The 20,310-nt window shown below is 66.4% G+C and carries 21 protein-coding genes and 1 pseudogene; 12 read left to right on the plus strand and 10 right to left on the minus strand.

Annotation, left to right across the window (positions count from 1 at the left end; genetic code table 11):
• Nucleotides 1-8 precede the first annotated feature (8 nt).
• Complete coding sequence (gene xseA, locus ABIA40_RS26670; RefSeq protein WP_404544067.1) at nt 9-1,628, plus strand: exodeoxyribonuclease VII large subunit; 1,620 nt, start codon at nt 9-11, stop codon at nt 1,626-1,628.
• 175 nt (nt 1,629-1,803) lie between these two features.
• Here the strand turns inward: xseA and ABIA40_RS26675 are convergent, their stop codons facing one another.
• Together ABIA40_RS26675 and ABIA40_RS26680 are read right to left on the minus strand one after the other, a co-directional pair.
• The gene (locus ABIA40_RS26675; RefSeq protein WP_271539112.1) at nt 1,804-1,950 is read right to left on the minus strand and encodes a hypothetical protein; all 147 of its coding nucleotides are present in this window, start codon (nt 1,948-1,950) and stop codon (nt 1,804-1,806) included.
• Between the two features lie 64 nt (nt 1,951-2,014).
• Nucleotides 2,015-2,797, minus strand: a complete 783-nt coding sequence (locus ABIA40_RS26680; RefSeq protein WP_404544070.1) for a dienelactone hydrolase family protein — start codon at nt 2,795-2,797, stop codon at nt 2,015-2,017.
• A 193-nt stretch (nt 2,798-2,990) separates the two neighbouring features.
• On the opposite strand from ABIA40_RS26680, the gene ABIA40_RS26685 reads away from it, so the two are divergent.
• The 5 genes from ABIA40_RS26685 (at nt 2,991) to ABIA40_RS26705 (ending at nt 6,237) form a co-directional block, all read left to right on the plus strand.
• On the plus strand, nt 2,991-3,215 hold the full coding sequence (locus tag ABIA40_RS26685) for a DUF2093 domain-containing protein (RefSeq protein WP_271539116.1): 225 nt from the start codon (nt 2,991-2,993) through the stop codon (nt 3,213-3,215).
• A gap of 244 nt (nt 3,216-3,459) precedes the next feature.
• Nucleotides 3,460-4,755: a TadE/TadG family type IV pilus assembly protein gene (locus ABIA40_RS26690; protein WP_271539117.1), complete on the plus strand. Its 1,296-nt coding sequence runs from the start codon at nt 3,460-3,462 to the stop codon at nt 4,753-4,755.
• Nucleotides 4,756-4,829: 74 nt separating this feature from the next.
• Nucleotides 4,830-5,270 carry a TadE/TadG family type IV pilus assembly protein gene (locus tag ABIA40_RS26695; RefSeq protein WP_271539119.1) on the plus strand — a complete coding sequence of 147 codons (441 nt, stop codon included), beginning with the start codon at nt 4,830-4,832 and terminating at the stop codon, nt 5,268-5,270.
• Complete coding sequence (locus tag ABIA40_RS26700) at nt 5,267-5,644, plus strand: TadE/TadG family type IV pilus assembly protein (protein ID WP_271539121.1); 378 nt, start codon at nt 5,267-5,269, stop codon at nt 5,642-5,644. The genes ABIA40_RS26695 and ABIA40_RS26700 overlap by 4 nt, the downstream gene beginning before the upstream one ends.
• A gap of 407 nt (nt 5,645-6,051) precedes the next feature.
• Nucleotides 6,052-6,237 carry a hypothetical protein gene (locus tag ABIA40_RS26705; protein ID WP_271539123.1) on the plus strand — a complete coding sequence of 62 codons (186 nt, stop codon included), beginning with the start codon at nt 6,052-6,054 and terminating at the stop codon, nt 6,235-6,237.
• A 474-nt stretch (nt 6,238-6,711) separates the two neighbouring features.
• Here ABIA40_RS26705 and lpxK read toward each other — a convergent pair whose 3' ends face one another.
• From lpxK to ABIA40_RS26735, 6 genes are all read right to left on the minus strand, one after another.
• Nucleotides 6,712-7,743: a tetraacyldisaccharide 4'-kinase gene (lpxK, locus tag ABIA40_RS26710; RefSeq protein ID WP_404544074.1), complete on the minus strand. Its 1,032-nt coding sequence runs from the start codon at nt 7,741-7,743 to the stop codon at nt 6,712-6,714.
• Nucleotides 7,736-9,082, minus strand: a complete 1,347-nt coding sequence (locus ABIA40_RS26715) for a 3-deoxy-D-manno-octulosonic acid transferase (protein WP_404544076.1) — start codon at nt 9,080-9,082, stop codon at nt 7,736-7,738. The genes lpxK and ABIA40_RS26715 overlap by 8 nt, the downstream gene beginning before the upstream one ends.
• A complete protein-coding gene (locus tag ABIA40_RS26720) occupies nt 9,045-9,764 on the minus strand; it encodes a lysophospholipid acyltransferase family protein (protein ID WP_036039958.1) in 720 nt (239 codons plus the stop codon). Before ABIA40_RS26720 ends, ABIA40_RS26715 begins: the two co-directional genes overlap by 38 nt.
• Nucleotides 9,761-10,003: a DUF4170 domain-containing protein gene (locus ABIA40_RS26725; RefSeq protein WP_036039955.1), complete on the minus strand. Its 243-nt coding sequence runs from the start codon at nt 10,001-10,003 to the stop codon at nt 9,761-9,763. The genes ABIA40_RS26720 and ABIA40_RS26725 overlap by 4 nt, the downstream gene beginning before the upstream one ends.
• 61 nt (nt 10,004-10,064) lie before the next feature.
• Entirely contained in the window at nt 10,065-10,871 is an 807-nt protein-coding gene (locus ABIA40_RS26730) for an inositol monophosphatase family protein (RefSeq protein WP_404544079.1), read from the minus strand.
• A 207-nt stretch (nt 10,872-11,078) separates the two neighbouring features.
• The gene (locus ABIA40_RS26735; RefSeq protein ID WP_404544081.1) at nt 11,079-12,470 is read right to left on the minus strand and encodes a TldD/PmbA family protein; all 1,392 of its coding nucleotides are present in this window, start codon (nt 12,468-12,470) and stop codon (nt 11,079-11,081) included.
• A 264-nt stretch (nt 12,471-12,734) separates the two neighbouring features.
• Here ABIA40_RS26735 and ABIA40_RS26740 point away from each other — a divergent pair, with 264 nt between their 5' ends.
• Entirely contained in the window at nt 12,735-13,253 is a 519-nt protein-coding gene (locus tag ABIA40_RS26740) for a DUF6101 family protein (protein WP_271539135.1), read from the plus strand.
• 108 nt (nt 13,254-13,361) lie between these two features.
• Here the strand turns inward: ABIA40_RS26740 and ubiA are convergent, their stop codons facing one another.
• The gene (ubiA, locus tag ABIA40_RS26745; protein WP_271539136.1) at nt 13,362-14,294 is read right to left on the minus strand and encodes a 4-hydroxybenzoate octaprenyltransferase; all 933 of its coding nucleotides are present in this window, start codon (nt 14,292-14,294) and stop codon (nt 13,362-13,364) included.
• Nucleotides 14,291-14,969, minus strand: a pseudogene (locus tag ABIA40_RS26750) (hypothetical protein). Before ABIA40_RS26750 ends, ubiA begins: the two are co-directional and overlap by 4 nt.
• Nucleotides 14,970-15,178: 209 nt before the next feature.
• Here ABIA40_RS26750 and ABIA40_RS26755 point away from each other — a divergent pair.
• The 5 genes from ABIA40_RS26755 to ABIA40_RS26775 all read left to right on the plus strand — a co-directional run bounded on the left by ABIA40_RS26755 (nt 15,179) and on the right by ABIA40_RS26775 (nt 20,279).
• Nucleotides 15,179-15,934: a 16S rRNA (uracil(1498)-N(3))-methyltransferase gene (locus tag ABIA40_RS26755; protein ID WP_271539139.1), complete on the plus strand. Its 756-nt coding sequence runs from the start codon at nt 15,179-15,181 to the stop codon at nt 15,932-15,934.
• Nucleotides 15,935-16,170: 236 nt separating this feature from the next.
• Nucleotides 16,171-17,322, plus strand: a complete 1,152-nt coding sequence (locus ABIA40_RS26760; protein ID WP_404544084.1) for an ATP phosphoribosyltransferase regulatory subunit — start codon at nt 16,171-16,173, stop codon at nt 17,320-17,322.
• 4 nt (nt 17,323-17,326) lie between these two features.
• The gene (hisG, locus tag ABIA40_RS26765) at nt 17,327-18,304 is read left to right on the plus strand and encodes an ATP phosphoribosyltransferase (RefSeq protein ID WP_157283217.1); all 978 of its coding nucleotides are present in this window, start codon (nt 17,327-17,329) and stop codon (nt 18,302-18,304) included.
• Between the two features lie 86 nt (nt 18,305-18,390).
• Nucleotides 18,391-19,437, plus strand: coding sequence for a glycosyltransferase family 2 protein (locus tag ABIA40_RS26770; RefSeq protein WP_271539143.1), 1,047 nt, complete (start codon nt 18,391-18,393; stop codon nt 19,435-19,437).
• On the plus strand, nt 19,434-20,279 hold the full coding sequence (locus ABIA40_RS26775; RefSeq protein ID WP_271539145.1) for a ChbG/HpnK family deacetylase: 846 nt from the start codon (nt 19,434-19,436) through the stop codon (nt 20,277-20,279). Before ABIA40_RS26770 ends, ABIA40_RS26775 begins: the two co-directional genes overlap by 4 nt.
• Nucleotides 20,280-20,310: the final 31 nt, after the last annotated feature.

Consider the following 20,310-nt stretch of genomic DNA (forward strand, 5'->3'; position numbering starts at 1 on the left):
TTTTTGAGATGCCGCCTGCGGAACAACTGCTTAACGCGCCTGAATTCACCGTCTCCGAACTGTCGCTGTCCCTGAAGCGGACGGTCGAGGACGCCTTCGGCCATGTCCGGGTCCGCGGCGAGATCTCCGGCTTCCGCGGGGCGCATTCGTCCGGCCATTGCTATTTCGCGCTCAAGGACGAGAGCGCCAAGATCGAGGCGGTGATCTGGAAGGGCGTGCATAGCCGCATGCGCTTCAAGCCCCAGGAGGGGCTCGAGGTGATCGCCACCGGCAAGCTCACGACCTATCCGGGCTCCTCGAAATACCAGATCGTGATCGAGGCGCTGGAGCCGGCCGGCATCGGCGCGCTGATGGCGCTGATGGAGGAGCGCAAGAAGAAGCTCGCCGCCGAAGGCCTGTTCGACGAGGCGCGCAAGCAGCTGCTGCCGTGGCTGCCGGAGGTGATCGGCGTCGTCACCTCGCCGACCGGCGCCGTCATCCGCGACATCCTGCATCGGCTGGAGGACCGCTTTCCCCGCCGCGTGCTGGTGTGGCCGGTCAAGGTGCAGGGCGACGGCTCGGCCGAGCAGGTCGCGGCCGCGATCCGCGGGTTCAACGCGCTGCCCGAAGGCGGCAGGATTCCGCGGCCCGATGTGCTCATCGTCGCGCGCGGCGGCGGCTCGCTGGAGGACCTCTGGTCGTTCAACGAGGAGATCGTGGTGCGCGCCGCAGCCGAGAGCATGATCCCGCTGATCTCGGCGGTGGGGCACGAGACCGACATCACGCTGATCGACTTCGTCGCCGACAAGCGCGCGCCGACGCCGACGGCGGCGGCCGAGATGGCGGTGCCGGTGCGCAGCGACTTGTTCGTCGAGGTGGGCGATCTCGGACGCCGCACCCGCGCCTATTGGCAACGCGCCCAGGAGAGCCGCCGCAGCGAGCTGCGCGCTGCTGCGCGCGCGTTGCCGGCGGCGGGCGATCTGCTCGCGATCCCGCGGCAGCGCCTGGATTCGGCGGGCGCGTCCCTGCCCCGCTGCCTCAAGGCCAACACGCATGCGCATTTCCGCAGGTTCACCGCGGCGAGCGCGAAGCTGACGCTGCGCGTGCTGCACGGCCAGATCTCGCAGGCCGATCATCGGCTCACGGTTTGCGGCGAGCGGCTCGGCCTGTCCGCGCGCTCGCTGTTGCGGCAGCGGCGCGACCGCTTTGCGGGCTTGCAGGTGCGCCTGCGCGCCTCAAAGCTTGCGAATGCGCAGGCGCAGCGCAACGCGATTGCCCGCCAGCGCGAGCGTACCCATCGTCTGACTGAGCGGGCGCAGCGCGCGCTCGTCACGCTGCTGCACCGGCTGGAGGCGCGGGTCGAGAACAGCGGCAAGCTGCTCTCGGCGCTGTCCTATCGCAGCGTGCTCGCGCGCGGCTTTGCGCTGGTGCGCGACGAGGCCGGGCATCCCGTGCATGCGGCTGATACGATCGGCCCCGGCGCGCGGGTCGAGATCGAGTTCGCGGACGGCCGCGTCGGCGCGACGGCGGATGCGGACCGTCCGGCGCCCGCGGAGAGGCGCGCGCCGGCGCAGGCCAAGCCGGCGGCGGAGACGAAGCCGGCACCGAGGCGCCTGGCCAAGCCGGTGGATCAGGGCAGCTTGTTCTGAGGGGGAGGACGGGCTCAGGCCACGGTGTCATTCCCCGCGAAAGCGGGGAATCCAGTACGCCGCGGCTTCTCGATTGAATCGCAACGCCGCGGAGTACTGGATCGCCCGGTCAAGCCGGGCGATGACAGCGCGTGTGTGGAACGCGCGTCGCCACAAATAGGTGGAGACAGCTCGCCTACCGACACGACAATCCCGCCTCGATCGTGGTCCAGAAGCCGCAATGGTCCGGCGCGCGGTGGGGGCCGGCGTGGGCTTCGAACAGCAGGATCGCGACGGTGAAGACGATCAGGGCGGACGCGAAGAGCGTGATGCGGTTGCGCATATGAGATGCGTTTAATCGACATCGTGGTCGAATGATGGCGCGGGCACGTGCTACGACACCGCCATCACCGCGCCAGCCATTGCGCGACGTCCTTCTGCGAGGCGGCGCGGGCTTCGGCATCGGCGTGCTCGGGCGCGCCGGCGGCGTGCAGCGGCGTGCCGGCACGGTCGAAATCGTGACCGGCGCCGGGATAGACCACGATGCGCGCCAGCGCGCTGCGGCCGCGCGCACCATCCACCATCTGGCGGCAGGCCGGCGGCGACGACACCTCGTCATCGGCGCCGATCAAGACCAGCGTCGGCACCCGCGTGCTCCAGCCGAGGCCCGCCGAGATCCGGCAATCCGGATAGAACGCGATGGCGGCGCGGAAATCCGGACCGGAATCGCGGCCTGCGTTCTGCGGACGCACGGCCCAGAGCAGCGCGCTCGCACCATTGGCCCAGCCGATCAGGCTGATGCGGTCCCGCGCCACGAATGGCTGCTGCATCAGCCAGGCGCGCGCGGCCGCGATATCGGCGACGCGTTCGCGCCGCGCCTTGACGTGCATCTCCTTGACGCGGCATTGCGGGCCGAGCTCGCGCGAGCCGTAGCTGTCGGGCAGCAGCACGGCATTGCCGGCCTTGAGCAGGCGCTCGGCCCAGTCGCGATAGGGCGGCAGCACGGGATCGGAATGGCTACCCAGCCCACCGCAGCTGTGCAGCGCAATCACGGCCGGGAATGGCCCCTTGCCCGCGGGCTTGTAGAGCTGCGCATGGAGCACGCCGGACGCCAGCGGAATCTCGACCGGCTGCGGCGCCGGGGCGGCGTGCGCGGCCGACATCAGCAGCGTCAGGAACAGGGCGGTCATCGGAGTCTGCCGCAGGAGCTGCCGGAACCAGCGCCCCTTCGACTGAAGCCTCATCGCGCGAAAACGGCGGCAAATCATCACGAACCGGTGGGTTTAACGGGCGGACAAGCCACCCCATCTATGCTACATCCCGTCCAACACATCGTGCCTTCCACGGCCTTCCATGGAGAGGCCTTCCCGGAGACTTTCGACCGTGCTGAACAAGTTCGGCCCCTCGGGCCATGGCGAAGCGCAGGTGCAATATCTCGACGGCGATTTCCGCGTGATCTCGCCGGGGACCTTCGTGCGCTGCGCGATCACCGACGTCCGCATCCCGCTCGACGAACTGAAGTATTGGAGCGTCGATCTGCAGGAGGCCTATGCCACGCCCACCGCGGTGCTGCAGCGGCATTTTCCCGGCGCACCGAAGCAGTCGTGATCCCTCGGCTCTCGTAACTCTCGCAGTGCGGGCAAAACCGGCAGACACACGAGGTTGGCGGTAACAATTGCAGGGTGCAATTTCATCTGACTTCTCCTGGACGCGGCTTCATCGATAGGCCTGCGGCCATGAATGCCGGCTGAATGTTCGCCGATATCTAAAATTGTCCGGCTCCCATTGGGGCCCATTTAAGCCGGCCTGCACCACATTGCCTCGGGATAAAGTGGCAATCGGGCAGGAAAGCATGGACCTCCGGAGAATTTTCAGCCGTTCGTTCGGTGCACCTTCGAGCGCAAAGAATCATTTGCTCGAACGGTTCATCCGCGACGAGCAGGGCAGCTACGTGCTCATTTCTGCGCTGCTCATGCCGGTCCTGGTCGGCACCGCCGGCCTCGGAACGGAAGTGGGCTGGTGGTACTACAAGCACAAGAACATGCAGAGCGTTGCAGATTCCGGCGCGGTCAGCGCTGCGACGGCTGCCAGTGTCGGCGGCGACCCCTCGTCCGAAGCCAAGGCGGTCGCGGCAAATTATGGCTACACCGACGGGGCGAACGACGTCACTGTCACGGTGAACCAGCCACCGAAAACAGGCAGTCAAGCGTCGAACGCGCAGGCCATCGAAGTCATCGTCAGTCAGCCGCAGCGTCGGCTGCTGTCGGCCTTGTTCGGCTCGGATCGCGTACCAATCACCGCGCGCTCGGTCGCCCTGCCCAATTCCGGGACGGGCTGCGTACTTGCGCTCAACACGAGCGCAAGCCCCGCCGTCAATGTCAGCGGCGGCAACCAGCTCAACCTGATCAAGTGCAATCTCTATAGCAATTCGAGCGCAAGCCCCTCGCTCAACGTCGCCGGCAGCGCCTCGGTGGCAGCAAACCAGGTCGGCGTGGTCGGCGACGTCTCGGGCGCAAGCAGCATCACGGCGACCAACGGGGTCAAGACGCACATCACGCCTGTCCCCGATCCCTATGCCGACGTCTCTCCGCCTACGCGGCCGAGCTGCAGCAATGCCAAGATCACGGTCAACGCCAACGGAAAGACAAACTCGCTCGACCCCGGCTGCTACATGGGCAGCATCACGGTCAACGCCGGCGCAGTCCTGAACCTCAATCCGGGCATCTACTATCTGGATGGCGCCAGCCTGAGCGTCGCCGGAAATGCCACCATCACCGGCAGCGGCGTCACCCTGGTGTTCACCGGCTCCGGCAGCGACTGGGGCACCGCCTCAATCGGCAGCAACGCGACCGTCGACCTGACCGGGCCGACCAGCGGCCCGACGAAGGGCATCGTCATGTACGGCGACCGCAACATGCCTGCCGGGACCAATTTCAATCTCACCGGCGGCAGCACGCAGAATTTCGGCGGTGCCATCTACCTGCCGAAGGCCAATCTCAGCTTCAGCGGCGGCAACGGCACCAGCACATCCTGCACCAAGATCATCGCGGATACGCTGACGTTCAGCGGCACGTCGAACCTGCAGGTCAATTGCACCGCGCTCGGCACCGCGACGATCGGTTCGCAAACCGCGCAGCTCGTCGAATGAGGTTTGGGGCGATGCAGATCCGGAATTACTCATCCAGGCTTGGCCGTCGATTGCTTGGTTCTCTGGCGCGCCACGTGAGCAATGCGGCCGGCGATCAACGGGGCGTCGCGGCAGCCGAATTCGCGATTCTAATTCCCCTGCTGTCCCTGATGGTCGTCTCGGTCACGGACATCGGGCTGGCGCTCTATCGCAAGATGCAGGTCGAAAATGCCGCGCAAGCCGGAGCCCAGTACGCGATTGCGCGCGGCTTCGACACGAACGGCATCGCGAACGCCGTCGCAAGTGCCACCAGCGCGACGAACATCACCGCGTCACCTCCGCCGGTCCAATTCTGCGGATGTCCAACGAGTGCGGGCGTGAGCGCCACCAGCTGCGGAACGGTCTGCACCGGCGGTGCGCCGGCCGGAACATATACGACAGTCTCGGCGAAAGCGACGTATTATACGATCATCGATTATCAGATCGTGGCGGCCACATACACGTACACCGCGCAGTCCACCACGAGGCTGCAGTGAAGCTCACCGCAGCATGGCGAGACACGCGGGGCACCACAGCGCTGGAATTCGCGCTGACCGCTCCCGTGTTCTTCCTGTTCATATTCGGGATCATCGAATGCGGATTGCTGTTCTGGACTCAGCTGGGAATCCAGCATGGGAGCGAAATGGCGGCGCGCTGCGCGACGGTCAACAACACGCTCTGCCCGAACAGCAGCGCGATCACGACCTACGCCGCCCAGCAGGCCTACGGCCTCACGCTGCCGCCGGGGACATTCACCTTTGCCACGGCCGCGTGCGGCAACCAGGTCAGCGCGAGCTATTCATTCGAGTTTCCGCAGATCATCAACCTGTCTCCGATCACGCTGACCGCGCGGGCATGTTTTCCGAGTTGAGGTCGCCGACAGCCGGTTTTGCCGCGAAGGTAAAGGGCGATGTGCCCGCGCCGCATTGCCGGCAACTCAGCAAAATGGTCTCTGTCGGGACGGACGCTTGCGTTCTACATTCCTTGCAGCCGTGGGTGAGTCGTTTCGCGCTTGGGTTGGATTTTTTTTGCAGTTCCGCGTCTTTAAGTTGTTTGACGAAGTCTTGCTGAAACAATGAGCTGCTATATCGCACGCCAGGTAACCGGCCCCCGTTCTTTTTTACCGCACAGGCAATCGACCAACCAATCAGCCACTGAGCTCTGGAACTGGACGATCTGTGAACGGGCTCATACGAAGAGCCATTCTAGCGGGCTACGATCACCTCGAAAATCAGCGGTGGAATATCTGTAAATCAAATCAAGCGGTGGGGGTGGATCATGCCCGCCATATTCGAACTGCTCTACCGTGAATATTGCCGCGCCCGCCTCGCTGAAATGCGCAAGCAGCTTCTGATCGCAGCCGAACGATCCGAGGCTCTCGAAGCGCTTTGTCGTCCTGCGGACCAGGGTGACGACGAGAGAACGGACACGCACAGCAAGACCGGTCACGCCACGCCGAATTGAAGCGGCTCCCAGACCGAACGATCACTCCCGCGCAGCAATGACCAAGCAATTGGCAACATTTGGGAGACAGCAATGAATACACCCGAATGCTACACCGTCGTCGTCGCCTGCATGTCGTGCCTGACCATCATCGGATTGATGGCCACGGGCGCGTGGTGAGCATGCCCCTCGGCTCGTCGCAGACCTGCTTCCTGCTTCGACATGAGTACAGCCGCCGCGTCGTCCGACGGCGGTGGCTGTACTCTGGGTCCGGCGATCAGCTTCAGGTCGTTACGGCCCCTGCACCTCACATGATGAAGATTCATTGCCCGCCCTGGGCATCAACGCCGTCGATGATTTCGGGGAGTTCGGCACGTCCCGGTGACGGCTCTCATGCAAGGCTACTTCAACTCCCGAACGCGCGGAAGAAGATTCGCCAGCAGCGACATTTCGCGTTTCGCGACTGGGGCAGAGACGTTGTCTCACGTTGCGTGATCAGCGCGCGCTGAACCTTCGCTCGCGCGCTCTGTAGAGATGATCGCTGATCAATTGCCGCAGCTTTGCCGGGTCATCGAATTCGAGCTGAACGGCGAACGGCACGATGCCGCTAGGCACGCCTGCGCGGCCGCGCAAGCGTGCAAGATCCTTTTCCGTGGTCACCAGCATGAGCTGCTCGCGCTGGGCGTCCGCTGCGAGCGCCGAGATCTCGCCGTCCGAAAACATGTGGTGGTCGGCGAAGGCGCGCGTGCGCGCGACGTCGATGCCGCTCGCACTTAAGGTGCGGAAGAAACGCTCGGGATCGCCGATGCCGGCGAAGGCGAACACCCGCTTGCCGGAGAGCTGCGCGAGCGAGGCCGCATCCGGCTTCAGGCGCGCACGCAGCTCGGGCTTGTTCCGCTTGGCGATCTCCGCCGCGACGTCGTTGGCGGCATTGCCGTCGCCGATCATCACCAGCGCGTCGGTGCGCGCGAGCTGTGCCTCGAGCGGCGCTCGCAGGGGCCCCGCGGGAAACACCTTGCCGTTGCCGAGGCCGCGCTCGCCGTCGATCACGATCAGCGAAGCGTCCTTGAGCAGAGCAGGATTCTGGAAGCCGTCATCCATCAGGATCACGGTGGCGCCTTGCGACTTCGCCAGCGCGACGCCGTCGAGGCGGTCGCGCGCGACCACGACCGGGACGTCGCGCGCCATCATCATGGGCTCGTCGCCGACATCGGCCGCGCTGTGACGCTTGCGGTCGACCATCACCGGCCCCTTCAGGCACCCGCCATAGCCGCGGCTGAGCACGACCGGGCTGAGCACGACCGGCGTCTCGCCGAGCTCGCGCAAGAGCTTGGTCAATGCCAGCACGGTCGGGGTCTTGCCGGCGCCGCCAACATGGTAGTTGCCGACGCAGATCACGGGGATGCCGGCGTCCACGCCCTGGCGCGACATGCGCCGTGCGGTGATCGCGCCGTAGAGCGCGCCGAGCGGCCATAGCGCGTAGGATTGGAGGGAGCGTGGCCGGTACCAAAAGGCCGGCTCACGCATTCGCGGCCCCCATCTCGATCCGCAACTGCAAGAGATATGGCTCGAGCGCGGTCATGGTGCGATCGAGCGCACCGCCAAGCTGCTCGACCACGCCGGAGGCCGCGCGCTGCATCTTGTCGCGCATGACCGGATCGGCCAGCAATTGGCCGAGCTGCTTGACCAGCGCCTCCTGCGTATCGGCCTGCCGCGCCCCGCCGCTCCCATCGAGCGCCTCATAGACGTCGGCAAAGTTGAAAACGTGCGGGCCGTGGACGATGGCGGCGCCCAGCTTGATCGCCTCGATCGGATTCTGCCCGCCATGGTGGATCAGCGATCCACCCATGAACACAATTTCCGAGAGCCGATAGAACAGGCCGAGTTCGCCCATCGTGTCGGCGACATAGACGTCGGTCGTCGCCGTCGGCAGCTCCTCGCGCGAGCGCAGGGCCGGTTTCAGGCCGGACGCCGTGACGAGGCCCGCGATCGCGGAGCCGCGATCCGGGTGCCGCGGCACGATCACGGTGAGAAGCTGCGGGAAGAAGCCGACCAGGCTGCGATGCGCCGCGACCAGCATCTCGTCCTCGCCCGGATGGGTCGACGCCGCGACAATGATCGGCCGCCCCCGCGTCATCGCCATCAGCCGTTCGAGCTTGGCGGGATCGGCCGGCGGCGCCGGCACGTCGAGCTTGAGATTGCCCGTGGTGACGACGTCGCGGCCGCCGAGGGCGGCAAAGCGCTCGGCATCGGTCTTCGACTGCGCGAGACAGATGTCGAACCGCGATAGCAGCGCCGAGATGGTGCCGTGCATGCGCCGCCAGCGCGGGAAGGAACGCGGCGACATCCGCCCGTTGATCAGCACCATCGGCACCCGGCGCGCCGCGCCGGCGAGGATCAGGTTCGGCCACAGATCGGATTCGATGAACAGCGCCAGCGACGGCTTCCAATGGTCGAGGAAGCGCGCAACATAGCGCGGCGAGTCATACGGCACGTATTGATGGATGACGTCGGGCGGAAAGCGTTTTGCGACGACCGCGGCCGAGGTGACCGTGCCCGAGGTGAGCAGGATGCGCAGATTGAGATCGCGCAGGCGCTCGATCAGCGCGGCCGCCGCCAGCACCTCGCCGACGCTGGCACCATGAATCCAGACCAGCGGGCCGTGCGGCCGCACGTCGGCGGACAGGCCGCGCCGCTCGCCGACGCGGGCGGGATCCTCCTTGCCCTGCTTCAGCCGCCGCTTGATCAGCGCAGGCGCGAGCGGCACCAGGCCGGCGGCCAGGCGCCGATACATCCGCAGCGTGATCGGCAGCGCAATGGGCAGCGACTTAGGCATCTTCCGGTCCCGGGCGGCCGAGCTGCGCATAGGCGCGACGGGTCGCCTCGTTCAACGTGTCTTCCAGCTCCTGCCGCAACGTCTCCATCATGGCGGCGTCGGCATCTGCGGGAACGTGGATTTCCTTGATGCCGACCAAAGCGCCCCGCCCGAATGGCAAATTGATGGTGGTGCGATCCCAGTTCTTGAGCCGGACGAAGCGGCTGGTCGCCATCGCGAAAGGCATGATCGGCCGTCCCGATTCCCGTGCCAGCATGATAATGCCGAGCCCGACCACGCGCGAGCGCTTGGGGACATCGGCGGTCAGCGCGACATTACAACCGGCCTGGAGCGTCCGCACCATTTCCTTGAAGGCGCCGACGCCACCCTTGCGGTGGAACGCGCCGCCATGGTCGCCGGAACCGCGGATCGTGCCGATGCCGAGCCGCTCGGCGGCGATGGCATTGAACTCGCCGTCGCGGTGCCGGGAGATCAGCACCTTGGCCCGATAGGACGCCTTGTTCTGGTTCTTGATGAAGGGCGTCAGGAAATGCTGGCCGTGCCAGAACGCGAAGATCGCAGGGAGCTGCGGCTCGACGCGCTCGTAGACGTCGGGCGGATCGAAGGTGAAGGTGTTGGTCCGCCAGACCAGACGCAGATATTCGGCCGCCAGGACCCCGACGGCACGCTGAAACCAGCTGCTTCGCAGCGTATTGCGAAGCAGTTTCTTCAACGCGCCGGTTCTTGATTCGGATCGAGCAGCCGATGCAGGTGGACGATGAAGTAGCGCATCTGCGCGTTGTCGACCGTGCTCTGCGCCTTGGCCCGCCAGGCGGCGTGGGCGCTGGCATAGTTCGGATAGAGGCCGACGATGTCGACCTCGTCCAGATTCTTGAAAGTGTTGTGCTCGAGATCGACGAGCTCGCCGCCGATGACGAGGTGGAGCAGTTGTTGCGGGGCGCTATCTGGCATGAGTTCTGTTCCTAAGGGGCTGCCCGGCAAAGCAGTGTTCGAGAAGCACGACGAATGCGCCTTAGGCTAAGGGACGGTTGCGAAAATGCGCGACAATGCCCGCATGACGTTCGCGTCCCGCTGCCACCAGCACCCCGTGCGCCACTTCCCGGCGGTTATAGAGGATGGGTTCTCCGGAGAGGTCGCTCATCCTACCATCCGCTTCCTGCACGATCAAATCGGCCGCCGCAAGATCCCAATCATGGCTGTTGCCGCCGGCAAAAGCCGCATCCAGCGCGCCATGGGCGACCCGGCAAAGCCGCAGCGCCAGCGAGCCGATCCGCCGGTGCAGCTTGATCTCGCCGAGGGACGGCTTCAGCCGCTCGACCAGCGGCTTCGGGCCGGCGACGCGGGCAAAGTCGAGCTCGGATCCGCTTGTCGCGCGCACCGGCTTGTCGTTGAGCGTCGTGCCCTTACCGCGCGTTGCGAAGAAGAACTCGTCGGTGGCCGGGGCGAACACGGCGGCAAGCACCGGCGAAGCGTCCGCCACCAGCGCGACGCTGACGCACCATTCGTCGTGACCGCCGAGATAATTGCGCGTGCCGTCGATGGGATCGACGATCCAGGTCAGCCGCCGCGACAGCCGCGCCGCATCGTCGGCGCTCTCCTCGGACAGCCAGCCATAATCGGGCCTAGCGGCGCGCAGGCGCGATTCGAGCAGATCATTGACGGCGATGTCCGCCTCCGACACCGGCGAGGACGCGCCCTTGGTCCACTTTCGCAGCTCGGTGCGGAACATCGACTGCGCCAGCGCGCCCGCCTCCCGCACCGTGTCCTTCAGCAGCGCCGCGTCGCGGGTCAGGATAGTGTCGTCGAGAGCAGCGGCCATCGGGGTCAATCGCGCGGCACGCCGAGACCACCTCTCCCCATCGGGGAGAGGTCGATTTGCGCCTCGCGATGCGAAGCATCGTCGAGTGCAAATCGGGTGAGGGGGGGCAGATCCCACGAGAGAGAGTAACCCCTCACCCGGATCGCATCTTGCGATGCGATTCGACCTCTCCCTATGGGAGAGGTGAGCCAACTCGCTTCTGCTCGATCAGCGTCCGCCAAGCGTCAAACCCTCGATGCGCACCGTCGGCGCATTGATGCCGTAGCGGAATTCGAGATTGTTCGCGGGCTGCATCGACTTGAAGATCTCGAACAGGTGCCCGGCGATCGTCACCTCGCTGACGGGATAGGTGATCTCGCCGTTCTCGATCCAGAAGCCGGAGGCGCCGCGACTGTAATCGCCGGTGACGCCGTTGACGCCGGAGCCGATCAGGTCGGTGACGTAGAAACCCTGCTTGATGTCGGCGATCAGCTCGGCCGGCGTTGCCGTGCCGGGCTCGAGATGCAAATTGTACGGCCCCGGCGAGGGCGAGGAGGACACGCCGCGATGGGCGTGACCGGTGGTGGTGAGGCCGAGCTCGCGCGCGGTGGCGCAATCGAGCAGCCAGGTCGTCAGCACGCCGTCATCGACCAGCGCGGTCCGCTTCACCGCGACGCCTTCGGCGTCGAAGGTCTGCGAGCGCAGGCCGCGCTTGCGCAAGGGATCGTCGATGATGCGGATATTCCTGGCGAACAGCTGCTGGCCGAGCTTGTCCTTCAGGAAGCTGGTCTTGCGCGCGATCGAGGCGCCGTTGATGGCGCCGACGAGATGCCCGACCAGGGAGCCGGCGACGCGCGGATCGAACACCACCGGGACCTTGCAGGTCTCGACCTTGCGCGGATTGTAGCGCGCCACGGTGCGCTCACCGGCGGAGCGGCCGACGACCTCCGGCGACAGCAGATCGGCGCCATGCGGCGCCGAGGTGAAGTCGTAGTCGCGCTCCATGCCGGTGCCTTCGCCCGATATGGCTGTGGCAGAGATGCCCTGGCTGGAGCGCAGATAGGAGCCGTGGAAGCCGGTCGAGGTGACGAGCACCATGCCGCCGATGCCGGATGAGGCCGAGGCGCCGCCGGACTTGGTCACGCCCTTGACGCCGAGCGCGGCAGCTTCGGCCGCGAGCGCGCGGCGCTCGAGCTCAGTCGTCGTGGGCACGGCGGGATCGAGCAGGTCGAGATCGGGAAAGTCGCGCGCGAGCAGCGCGGGATCGGCGAGGCCGACATATTTGTCGTCGGGCGCGACGCGCGCCATTGCAACCGCGCGCTCGGCGAGCTTGGTGACGGCATCGCCGCTGACGTCGTTGGTGGAGACCACCGCCTGACGCTGACCGACCAGCACGCGCAGACCGACATCGTCGCCCTCGGACCGCTCGGATTCCTCGACGCGTCCGTCGCGGACCTCGACGCCCTGCGAGACGCCGCGCACCGCGACCGCGTCGGCCGCATCCGCGCCGGCGCGCTTGGCCGCCTCGACCAGCCGCTGCGCGAGATCGGAGAGCGCGGACTGATCGAACAGGTCGCGATTGGCGGAAGGCGAAAGCGTCGGGCTTGGTGAAGAGTTCACGAACGAAATCCTGTTGGGGCGGGGTTCGGGACCGGAACCCACAGATGTGCCCTGATAGCGCGGACTTCAAGCATTTTCAGACTGCCAAAAGCTCAGATTCGCGACGTCGGCGCAACGTCTCGTCAATCATGCGCGCCAAGGTCTTGTCAATCATGAGGAGCGAGTGACGGTGGGTTAACCAGCCTTTTTAAGCGGTTTCGGACCGCCCCGCGCTAGGGTCCTCGCATCGACCGGGAACATAATCCTGGCGGGGAGAACGAAGCCGTGAGGCGTCAAACAGCAACATGCGGGGTCCACCCCGCCGGGTCGAGCCGCTCCTTGCGGCTCGACCCACTTTCCCTTCCGGTCCGCTTCGATGCGCATGATCCGCGCGCCGACGGACATGTCAGGCAGATCGAGCTTCATCGCGAGCGTGTCGTGCTGCGCCGTGCCGTGCGCGGCATGCAGATGGCGATCAACGTGCGCGTCGCCGACTTCACCGGCGTTGCGCTCCGCGGCAATGACGAGACGCAGACGCTCGTCCTCGTGCACCGCGATCCCTCGCTCTCCATCCCGCTGCTGATCAGCACTGACACGGACGAGATCGCACAGGCCTGGACGATCTGGAGCGAGATCTTCGCGCTGCCGCAGCTCGACGAGGGCGCACGCAAGCCCGCACCGCGCCGCCGCCGCGCCAACGCGATCCGCGCCCGCCGCCCGAAATTCTTGATGCGCCGGCGCACCGCAATGGCGCGCGAGCTGCCGGTTCATCAGGGCGAGCGCGAGATCATCGCGAGGAATTAATGATGCCGTAGGGTGGGTTAGCCCGAAGGGCGTAACCCACCTCTTTGCTTTCCGCGCAGATAGGAGTTGGTGGATTACGCTTCGCTAATCCACCCTACGCATTTCGCGTCACGCCGCCCGCAGCACCGCGTCGGCGAGCAATCCCGCAAACAACAGCAAGCCGGCATCGCGGTTCGACTTGAACAGGCGCAGGCAGAGCGCGCCATCGGCGATATTTAGCCGCGCGATCTGCCACACCAGATGCGCGGCGAAGGCGGCTAGCCCGAGCCAGGCCGGCCAGCGCGCTTCGCCAGACGCCAGCGCGACGCCGATCAGCATCACCGCGAGCCCGTAGAACAGGACAAGCGCCTGGCGCGTATGCGCGCCGAACAGGCGCGCGGTCGACTTGATGCCGATCAGCGCGTCGTCCTCCGCGTCCTGATGCGCGTAGATCGTGTCATAGCCGATCACCCAGGAGATTGCGCCGGCATAGAGCACGAGCGCGGTAGCGTCGATGCGGCCGAAGGTGACGGCAAACCCCATCAACGCGCCCCAGGAGAAGGCGAGCCCGAGCACGATCTGCGGCCACCAGGTGATGCGCTTCATGAAGGGATAGATCGCGACGATCAGGAGTGAGGCGATGCCCGTTGCAATCGCGAAGCGGTTGAACTGCAGCAGCACCGCAAGACCGACCAGCGCCTGCGCGAGCATGAAGACCAGCGCCTGCCTGGTGGTCACCTGCCCCGACGGCAGCGGCCGCGAGCGCGTGCGCTCGACCTTGTCATCGAGGTCGCGATCGGTGATGTCGTTCCAGGTGCAGCCGGCCCCGCGCATGACGAAAGCGCCGATGAAGAACAGCACGATGGTGAGCGGCAGGCCGCGAATGTCATGCGCCATGCCGGCGGCCAGCGCCGCCGACCACCAGCATGGCATCAGGAGAAGCCAGGAGCCGATCGGGCGATCGAAGCGGGACAGGCGCAGGTAAGGCCGCGCCCAATGCGGCGCGAGCGTATCGACCCAGTTGCCGGTGGAATCGGCAACGCGGGCGGATGTATCGTTCATCTCGTCAGGACGTTGCCGTTGAGCGTATCGAAGGTGCTGCCGCCCTTCTTGCCGGCATTGGCCTCGGGCGCCGAGCCCGAGCCCAGCACCTCGCTCAGCGACGGACCGGCCGGACCGCGCGGCTGGTTCTGCATCTGCTGCGCGACGTTGCAGACCTTCGTCGCCATGGCCTCGGTGTTCTTGTGACCGTCCTTCAGCTGCGCGCCGATCTGGCGGCGGGATTCCACATTTGGCGGCATTGGTCTCGATGTACTTGATCATCTTGACTTCAGCCTGGCTGAAATTGCGGATCAGCTTGCAGGCCTCGTCCGGCGGCGCGTGACGGTCGCTGGCGGCCTTGATCAGCTTGCCGCGCTTCTCGGCTTCCTCGCGCAGCGGAATGAAGGCCTTCATGCAGTCCTCGCCGGGACCGGCCTGCGTCGGCGGAGCGGCGCTGAAGGCGCCGGCGCCGCCGATCGGGGCAGCACCGTTCACCGGAAAGGACGATTGCGGAGCCGTACCGACCGAAGCCGTCGGTGCCGAACCGTTAACCGGAGGAAATGGGGAATTGGCGGCAGCCTGGTTGGGCAGCGGCGCCGGGAACGCGCTTTGCGCAGACGCGCCCACAGCACTCATGCCGACCAAGGCGGTGGCGACCATGGCGGCAGTGATCGGAACCATCAAATGACGGATCATCAAGATAGTCTCTCCGGCAGGAGCTTACGGGGCTCAGGGCTTCCCAATTGAAGCGCGACCAGCGTGTTCGCGTTTTTACGATTCCCGCCGGCGCTTAACAACCCGTGGAATAGGGCGAGAGCGCGGCGCTGGGACGCACCAGTTCGGCAATATTTACCCCCGAAATGGCGCCTTTCGGTTAAGAACGGCCGGTAATCGGACCCCAAGCGATGCCTTCTCACGATTTTCGCGCCCCCCGCCTGTTCGTCGATGCCCCCCTGGCCCAGGACGCCAGGGTGCCGCTCGACCGCGACCAGAGCAATTATCTCGGCAATGTGCTGCGGCTCGCGGCCGGGGCCGAGGTCCTGGCCTTCAACGGCAGGGATGGCGAGTGGCAGGCCGCCATCGAGGGCCGCAAGCGGCCGAACGGCCTCGTGATCCTGCAGCAGACCCGGCCCCAGGACCGGCTCGCGGACCTCACTTACGTCTTTGCCCCGCTCAAGCATGCCCGGCTGGACTACATGGTGCAGAAGGCCATCGAGATGGGCGCCGCCGCGCTGCAGCCGGTGTTGACCCGGTTCACCCAGGCATCCCGGGTCAACACCGAGCGGATGCGCGCCAATGTGGTCGAGGCGGCCGAGCAATGCGGCATCCTCAGCATCGCCAGCGTGGCCGAGCCGGTGCCGCTGGAGCGCTTCCTGAGCCAGCGTCCCGCCGACCGGTTGCTGATCTTCTGCGACGAGGCGGCGGAGGTTCAAGATCCCATTCAGAGCCTGCAAGGCGCGCGCGAGGTCGGACGCGGTATCGACGTGCTGATCGGCCCCGAGGGCGGTTTTGCCGAAGAAGAGCGGGCGCTGTTGCTGCGCCAGCCCAAAATCCTGCGGCTGGCGCTCGGCCCCCGCATCATGCGGGCGGACACAGCCGCCGTCGCCGCCTTGGCGCTGGTGCAGGCGGTGCTGGGGGATTGGGGCGGCAAGGCCAGCTAGCTTCGTCAGCGTGCAAACGCAGGGCGTCGTCATGCCCGGGCTTGTCCCGGGCATCCACGTCCTTTGCGCCGGAGGGCAAGGCGTGGATGGCGGGGACAAGCCCGGCCATGACGAATGAGCCACCCGTTAAGCGATTGATCCTTTGGAGGTCGAAACCGCTGTCGGGCCATGCTAAGGGCTGCGCCAATTCGCCTCCCCTTGCCTGCCCGGTTCCGCCGGGACGATGGACCGCTGAGATGACCGCGACTGCCACCTCAAATGCTGCCGGCTCCGCCGCCTGGGCGGATACGCTGCTCTTGTCGTTTGCGCAGGCCGGCTACGTCAGGGCCGAGCCCGCCATCCTGCAGCCGGCCGAGCCGTTCCTGGACCTGTCCGGCGAGGACATCCGCAAGAGCCTGTACCTGACCACCGACCTCTCCGGCGAGGAGCTCTGCCTGCGCCCGGACCTGACCATTCCTGTCGCGCGCGACTATCTGGCCTCGGGGCGCGCCGGCCAGCCGGCGGGGTTCAGCTATCTCGGTCCGGTGTTCCGCTACCGTAGCGGCCAGGCCCGTGAATTCCTCCAGGCCGGCATCGAATCGTTCGCCCGTCAGGACCGCGCCGCGGCTGATGCCGAGATGCTGGCGCTGGGGCTAGAGGCGACGGCCGCCTTCGGCGTCCGCGACGTCGAGATCCGCACCGGCGACGTCGCCTTGTTCAATGCGCTGCTCGACGCGCTCAACCTCTATCCGGTCTGGCGGCGCCGCCTGGTCAAGGATTTCAACCGCAAGATCAGCCTGGAGCAGGATCTCGAGCGGCTCGCGGCCGCGACCACCGCGACACGCAGCGAATATGAGGGCGTGCTGGCGGCCCTTGCCGGCTCCGACCGCAAGGCGGCGCTCGCCTTCGTCACCGATCTGATGTCGATCGCCGGCACCACCAATGTCGGCGGCCGCACCACGGCCGAGATCGCCGATCGCTTCCTCGAGCAATCGACGCTGAAGGGCGGCGCGCTGCCGCGCGAGGCCATTGCCGTGCTCAAGCGCTTCCTGTCGATATCGGGCAATCCGGACGACGCCATCGCCGAGCTACGCGCACTCACCGCCGACGCGAAGCTCGATCTCGCGTCTGCGATCGATCAGTTCGAGAGCCGGGTCGGCTTCATGGCCGCGCGCGGCATCAACGTGAGGCAGATTCGTTTCTCGACCGCCTTCGGGCGCGGGCTCGACTACTACACCGGCTTTGAGTTCGAGCTGCATCACAGCGGCAACGGCACCGAGCCGCTGGTCGCCGGCGGCCGCTACGACGGGCTGATGACCCAGCTCGGATCAAGCGAGCCGATTCCGGCGGTCGGCTTCTCGGTCTGGGTGGAGGCGCTGAACCGGATCGGCCGCAAGGTGGGAGCGTAAAATCATGAGCGCGCCATTCGTTCTGGCCGTTCCCTCCAAGGGCCGCCTGCAGGAAAACACCGAGGCCTTCTTTGCCCGTGCCGGCCTCAAACTGTCGAAGGCCGGCGGCGCCCGCGACTACCGCGGCACCATCGCAGGCCTCGACAATGTCGAGGTCGCCTATCTCTCGGCGAGCGAGATCGCCGCGCAGCTGTCGCGCGGCTTCGCGCATCTCGGCGTCACCGGCGAAGATCTCGTGCGCGAGAACATCGCCGATGCCGACAAGCGCGTGTCGCTGATCGACGGGCTCGGCTTCGGCTATGCCGACGTCGTCGTCGCGGTGCCGCAGGCCTGGATCGACGTCCGCACCATGGCCGACCTCGACGACGTCACCACCGGCTTCCGCGAGCAGCATCACATGCGGATGCGGGTCGCGACCAAGTTCGTCAACCTCACCCGCGGCTTCTTCCAGGCTCACGGCATCAGCGATTACCGCATCGTCGAAAGCGCGGGCGCCACCGAAGGGGCGCCGGCGGCCGGCAGCGCCGAGCTGATCGTCGACATCACCACGACCGGCGCGACGCTCGCCGCCAACGGCCTGCGGGTGCTCGACGACGGCGTGATCCTGCGCAGCCAGGCCAATCTGGTGGCCGCCAAGGAGGCCGACTGGTCGCCGCAGGCGCGCGAGACGGCGCGTGTCATCCTCGATCACATCGCAGCACGGGCGCGGGCCAACAAGTACCGCGAAGTCCGCACCCGCTTCCGCCAATGCGATGCCGCCCTGCTCGGGGAAGCCCACAGCCGGTTCGGCGTGGAGGCCCCGTTCGGCGGTCCGACCTCGTCAGGCATGCTGACCCTGCACTGCCCACCGGGGCAGCTCTACGCGCTGGCGAGCTTCCTGCGCGAGCATGGCGCCGAGACCGTCTCGGTGGTGTCGCTCGACTACGTGTTCGACCGGGAGAACCCGCTGTTCGCCAAGCTCGAGGCGTTCCTGGATCGGTGAGCCCAAGGTTTGTTCAGCTTTGCGACAGCAAAGGGCAGCTACCATATGCGGTTGAGAAGACCTAAACACCTCTGGAACCTTGATCGATGACGCTGGGCTCTGACGTATCCGGCATGACGACCACCGCAGCCAGCGCCGCCGCGAAGGGGCTGTCGATCGTCATCCCCGTCTACAACGAGGCGGCGGGCCTCGCCGCTCTGCACCAGCGCATCTGCGAGCTCGCCAAGACGCTGCGGCAGCGCTATCGCCTGTCTTGCGAGGTGGTCTATGTCGACGACGGCAGCAAGGATGCGACGCTGTCGATCGCGCGGTCATTGCCGGCCGACGCCATCGACGTTCAGGTGGTGTCGCTGTCGCGCAATTTCGGCAAGGAGGCCGCGCTGATGGCGGGCCTCGACCATGCCCGCCTCGGCGCGGTCATGTTCATGGACGGCGACGGCCAGCATCCGCCGGCGCTGGTTGAACAGCTGGTGCGGCACTGGATCGATGACGGCTATGACGTCGTCTACACCGCCAAGGCGCATCGCGACAACGAGTCCTTCCTGCGCCGGGTCGCGGTGCACGGCTTCTACGCGCTGATCAATTGGGGCGCCCGCCAGAAGATTCCGGAGGACGCCGGCGATTTCCGCCTGCTGTCGCCCCGCGCGGTCGCCGCGCTGAGGCAGCTGCCGGAACGCAACCGCTTCTTCAAGGGCCTCGCGAGCTGGATCGGTTTCCGCCAGATCCGCGTCGACTACGAGCCCGCAGCGCGTGCCCATGGCGTCACCACCTTCAACGCCGCGAGCCTGCTTGGCCTGTCGATCGAAGGCCTGACGTCCTTCTCGGTGGCACCGCTCCGCTTCGCCAGCCTGCTCGGCGTCATTCTCGCCGGCGGCGCCTTCCTGTTCGGCCTTTCGATCCTCTGGGAAGTGTTCACGACCGGCAAGCAGGTGCCCGGCTATCCTTCGCTCGTGATCGGCCTGATGACGATCGGCGGCGTGCAGCTCATCATGATCGGCATCGTCGGCGAATATATCGGCAAGATCCTCTCCGAGCTGAAGGCGCGCCCGATCTACTTCGTGGCCGAGCACAGCGAAAAGCATTTCGAAGCCGCCAAGGCCGATGAGGCCGCGAGCAGGACGGCAGCCGAATGAGCGTGGCCGCGAGCCCGCGGCGGATCTGGCTCTGCGCCGACGATTACGGCATCAGCCCGGGCGTCAACCGCGCCATTCGCGACCTGATCGAACGCGGCCGCCTCAACGCCACCTCGGTGATGATGGTGGGGCCCGCGATTGCGCGCAGCGACGTCGAGGCGCTGCAGGCTTCGGCAACGCAAAGCCCGCGATGCGCGATCGGATTGCACGTGACGCTGTCGGCGCCGTTCCGGCCGCTCACCATGCATTTCCGCCCCTTGGACGGCGACATGTTCTTGGCCTTTCCAAAACTGCTGTGCGCCGCACTTTTGCGGCGACTCGACCGTGAATTCATCCGCAACGAGGTGAAGGCGCAGCTGGCCGCCTTCATGGACGCGTTCGGACGCGCCCCCGACTTCGTCGACGGTCACCAGCATGTGCAGCTCTTCCCGCAGGTGCGCGACGGCTTCGTCGATGCGGTGGTCGAGGTTGCGCCGAACGCCTGGGTGCGCCAGGGCGGCCGCGATCTGCCGCTTCGGCAGCGGCTGGCCTCACCGAAGGCGCTGGTGCTCGATGGTCTCAGCGCGCAATTCCGCCGCCGCGCCGGCAGCGCCGGCCTCAGCTTCAACCCCGCTTTCGCCGGCGCCTATGATTTCACCCGCGCCGCCGATTTCGGCGCGTTGATGCGGCAATTCCTGGACGGCCTCCCAGATGGCGGCCTCGTGATGTGCCATCCCGGCTTCGTCGACGATGTCCTCACCGGCCTCGATCCCATGACCGACGTGCGCGAGCGCGAGCACGCCTATCTCGCGGGCGATGCCTTCGCGCGCCTGCTGGCGGATAGCAACGTGACACTGAAGTGATATGCTGCCCTCATGGACAATCGAGACCGCC

The sequence above is a fragment of the Bradyrhizobium sp. USDA 223 genome, assembly GCF_044909005.1.
Taxonomy (GTDB): Bacteria; Pseudomonadota; Alphaproteobacteria; order Rhizobiales; family Xanthobacteraceae; genus Bradyrhizobium; species Bradyrhizobium yuanmingense.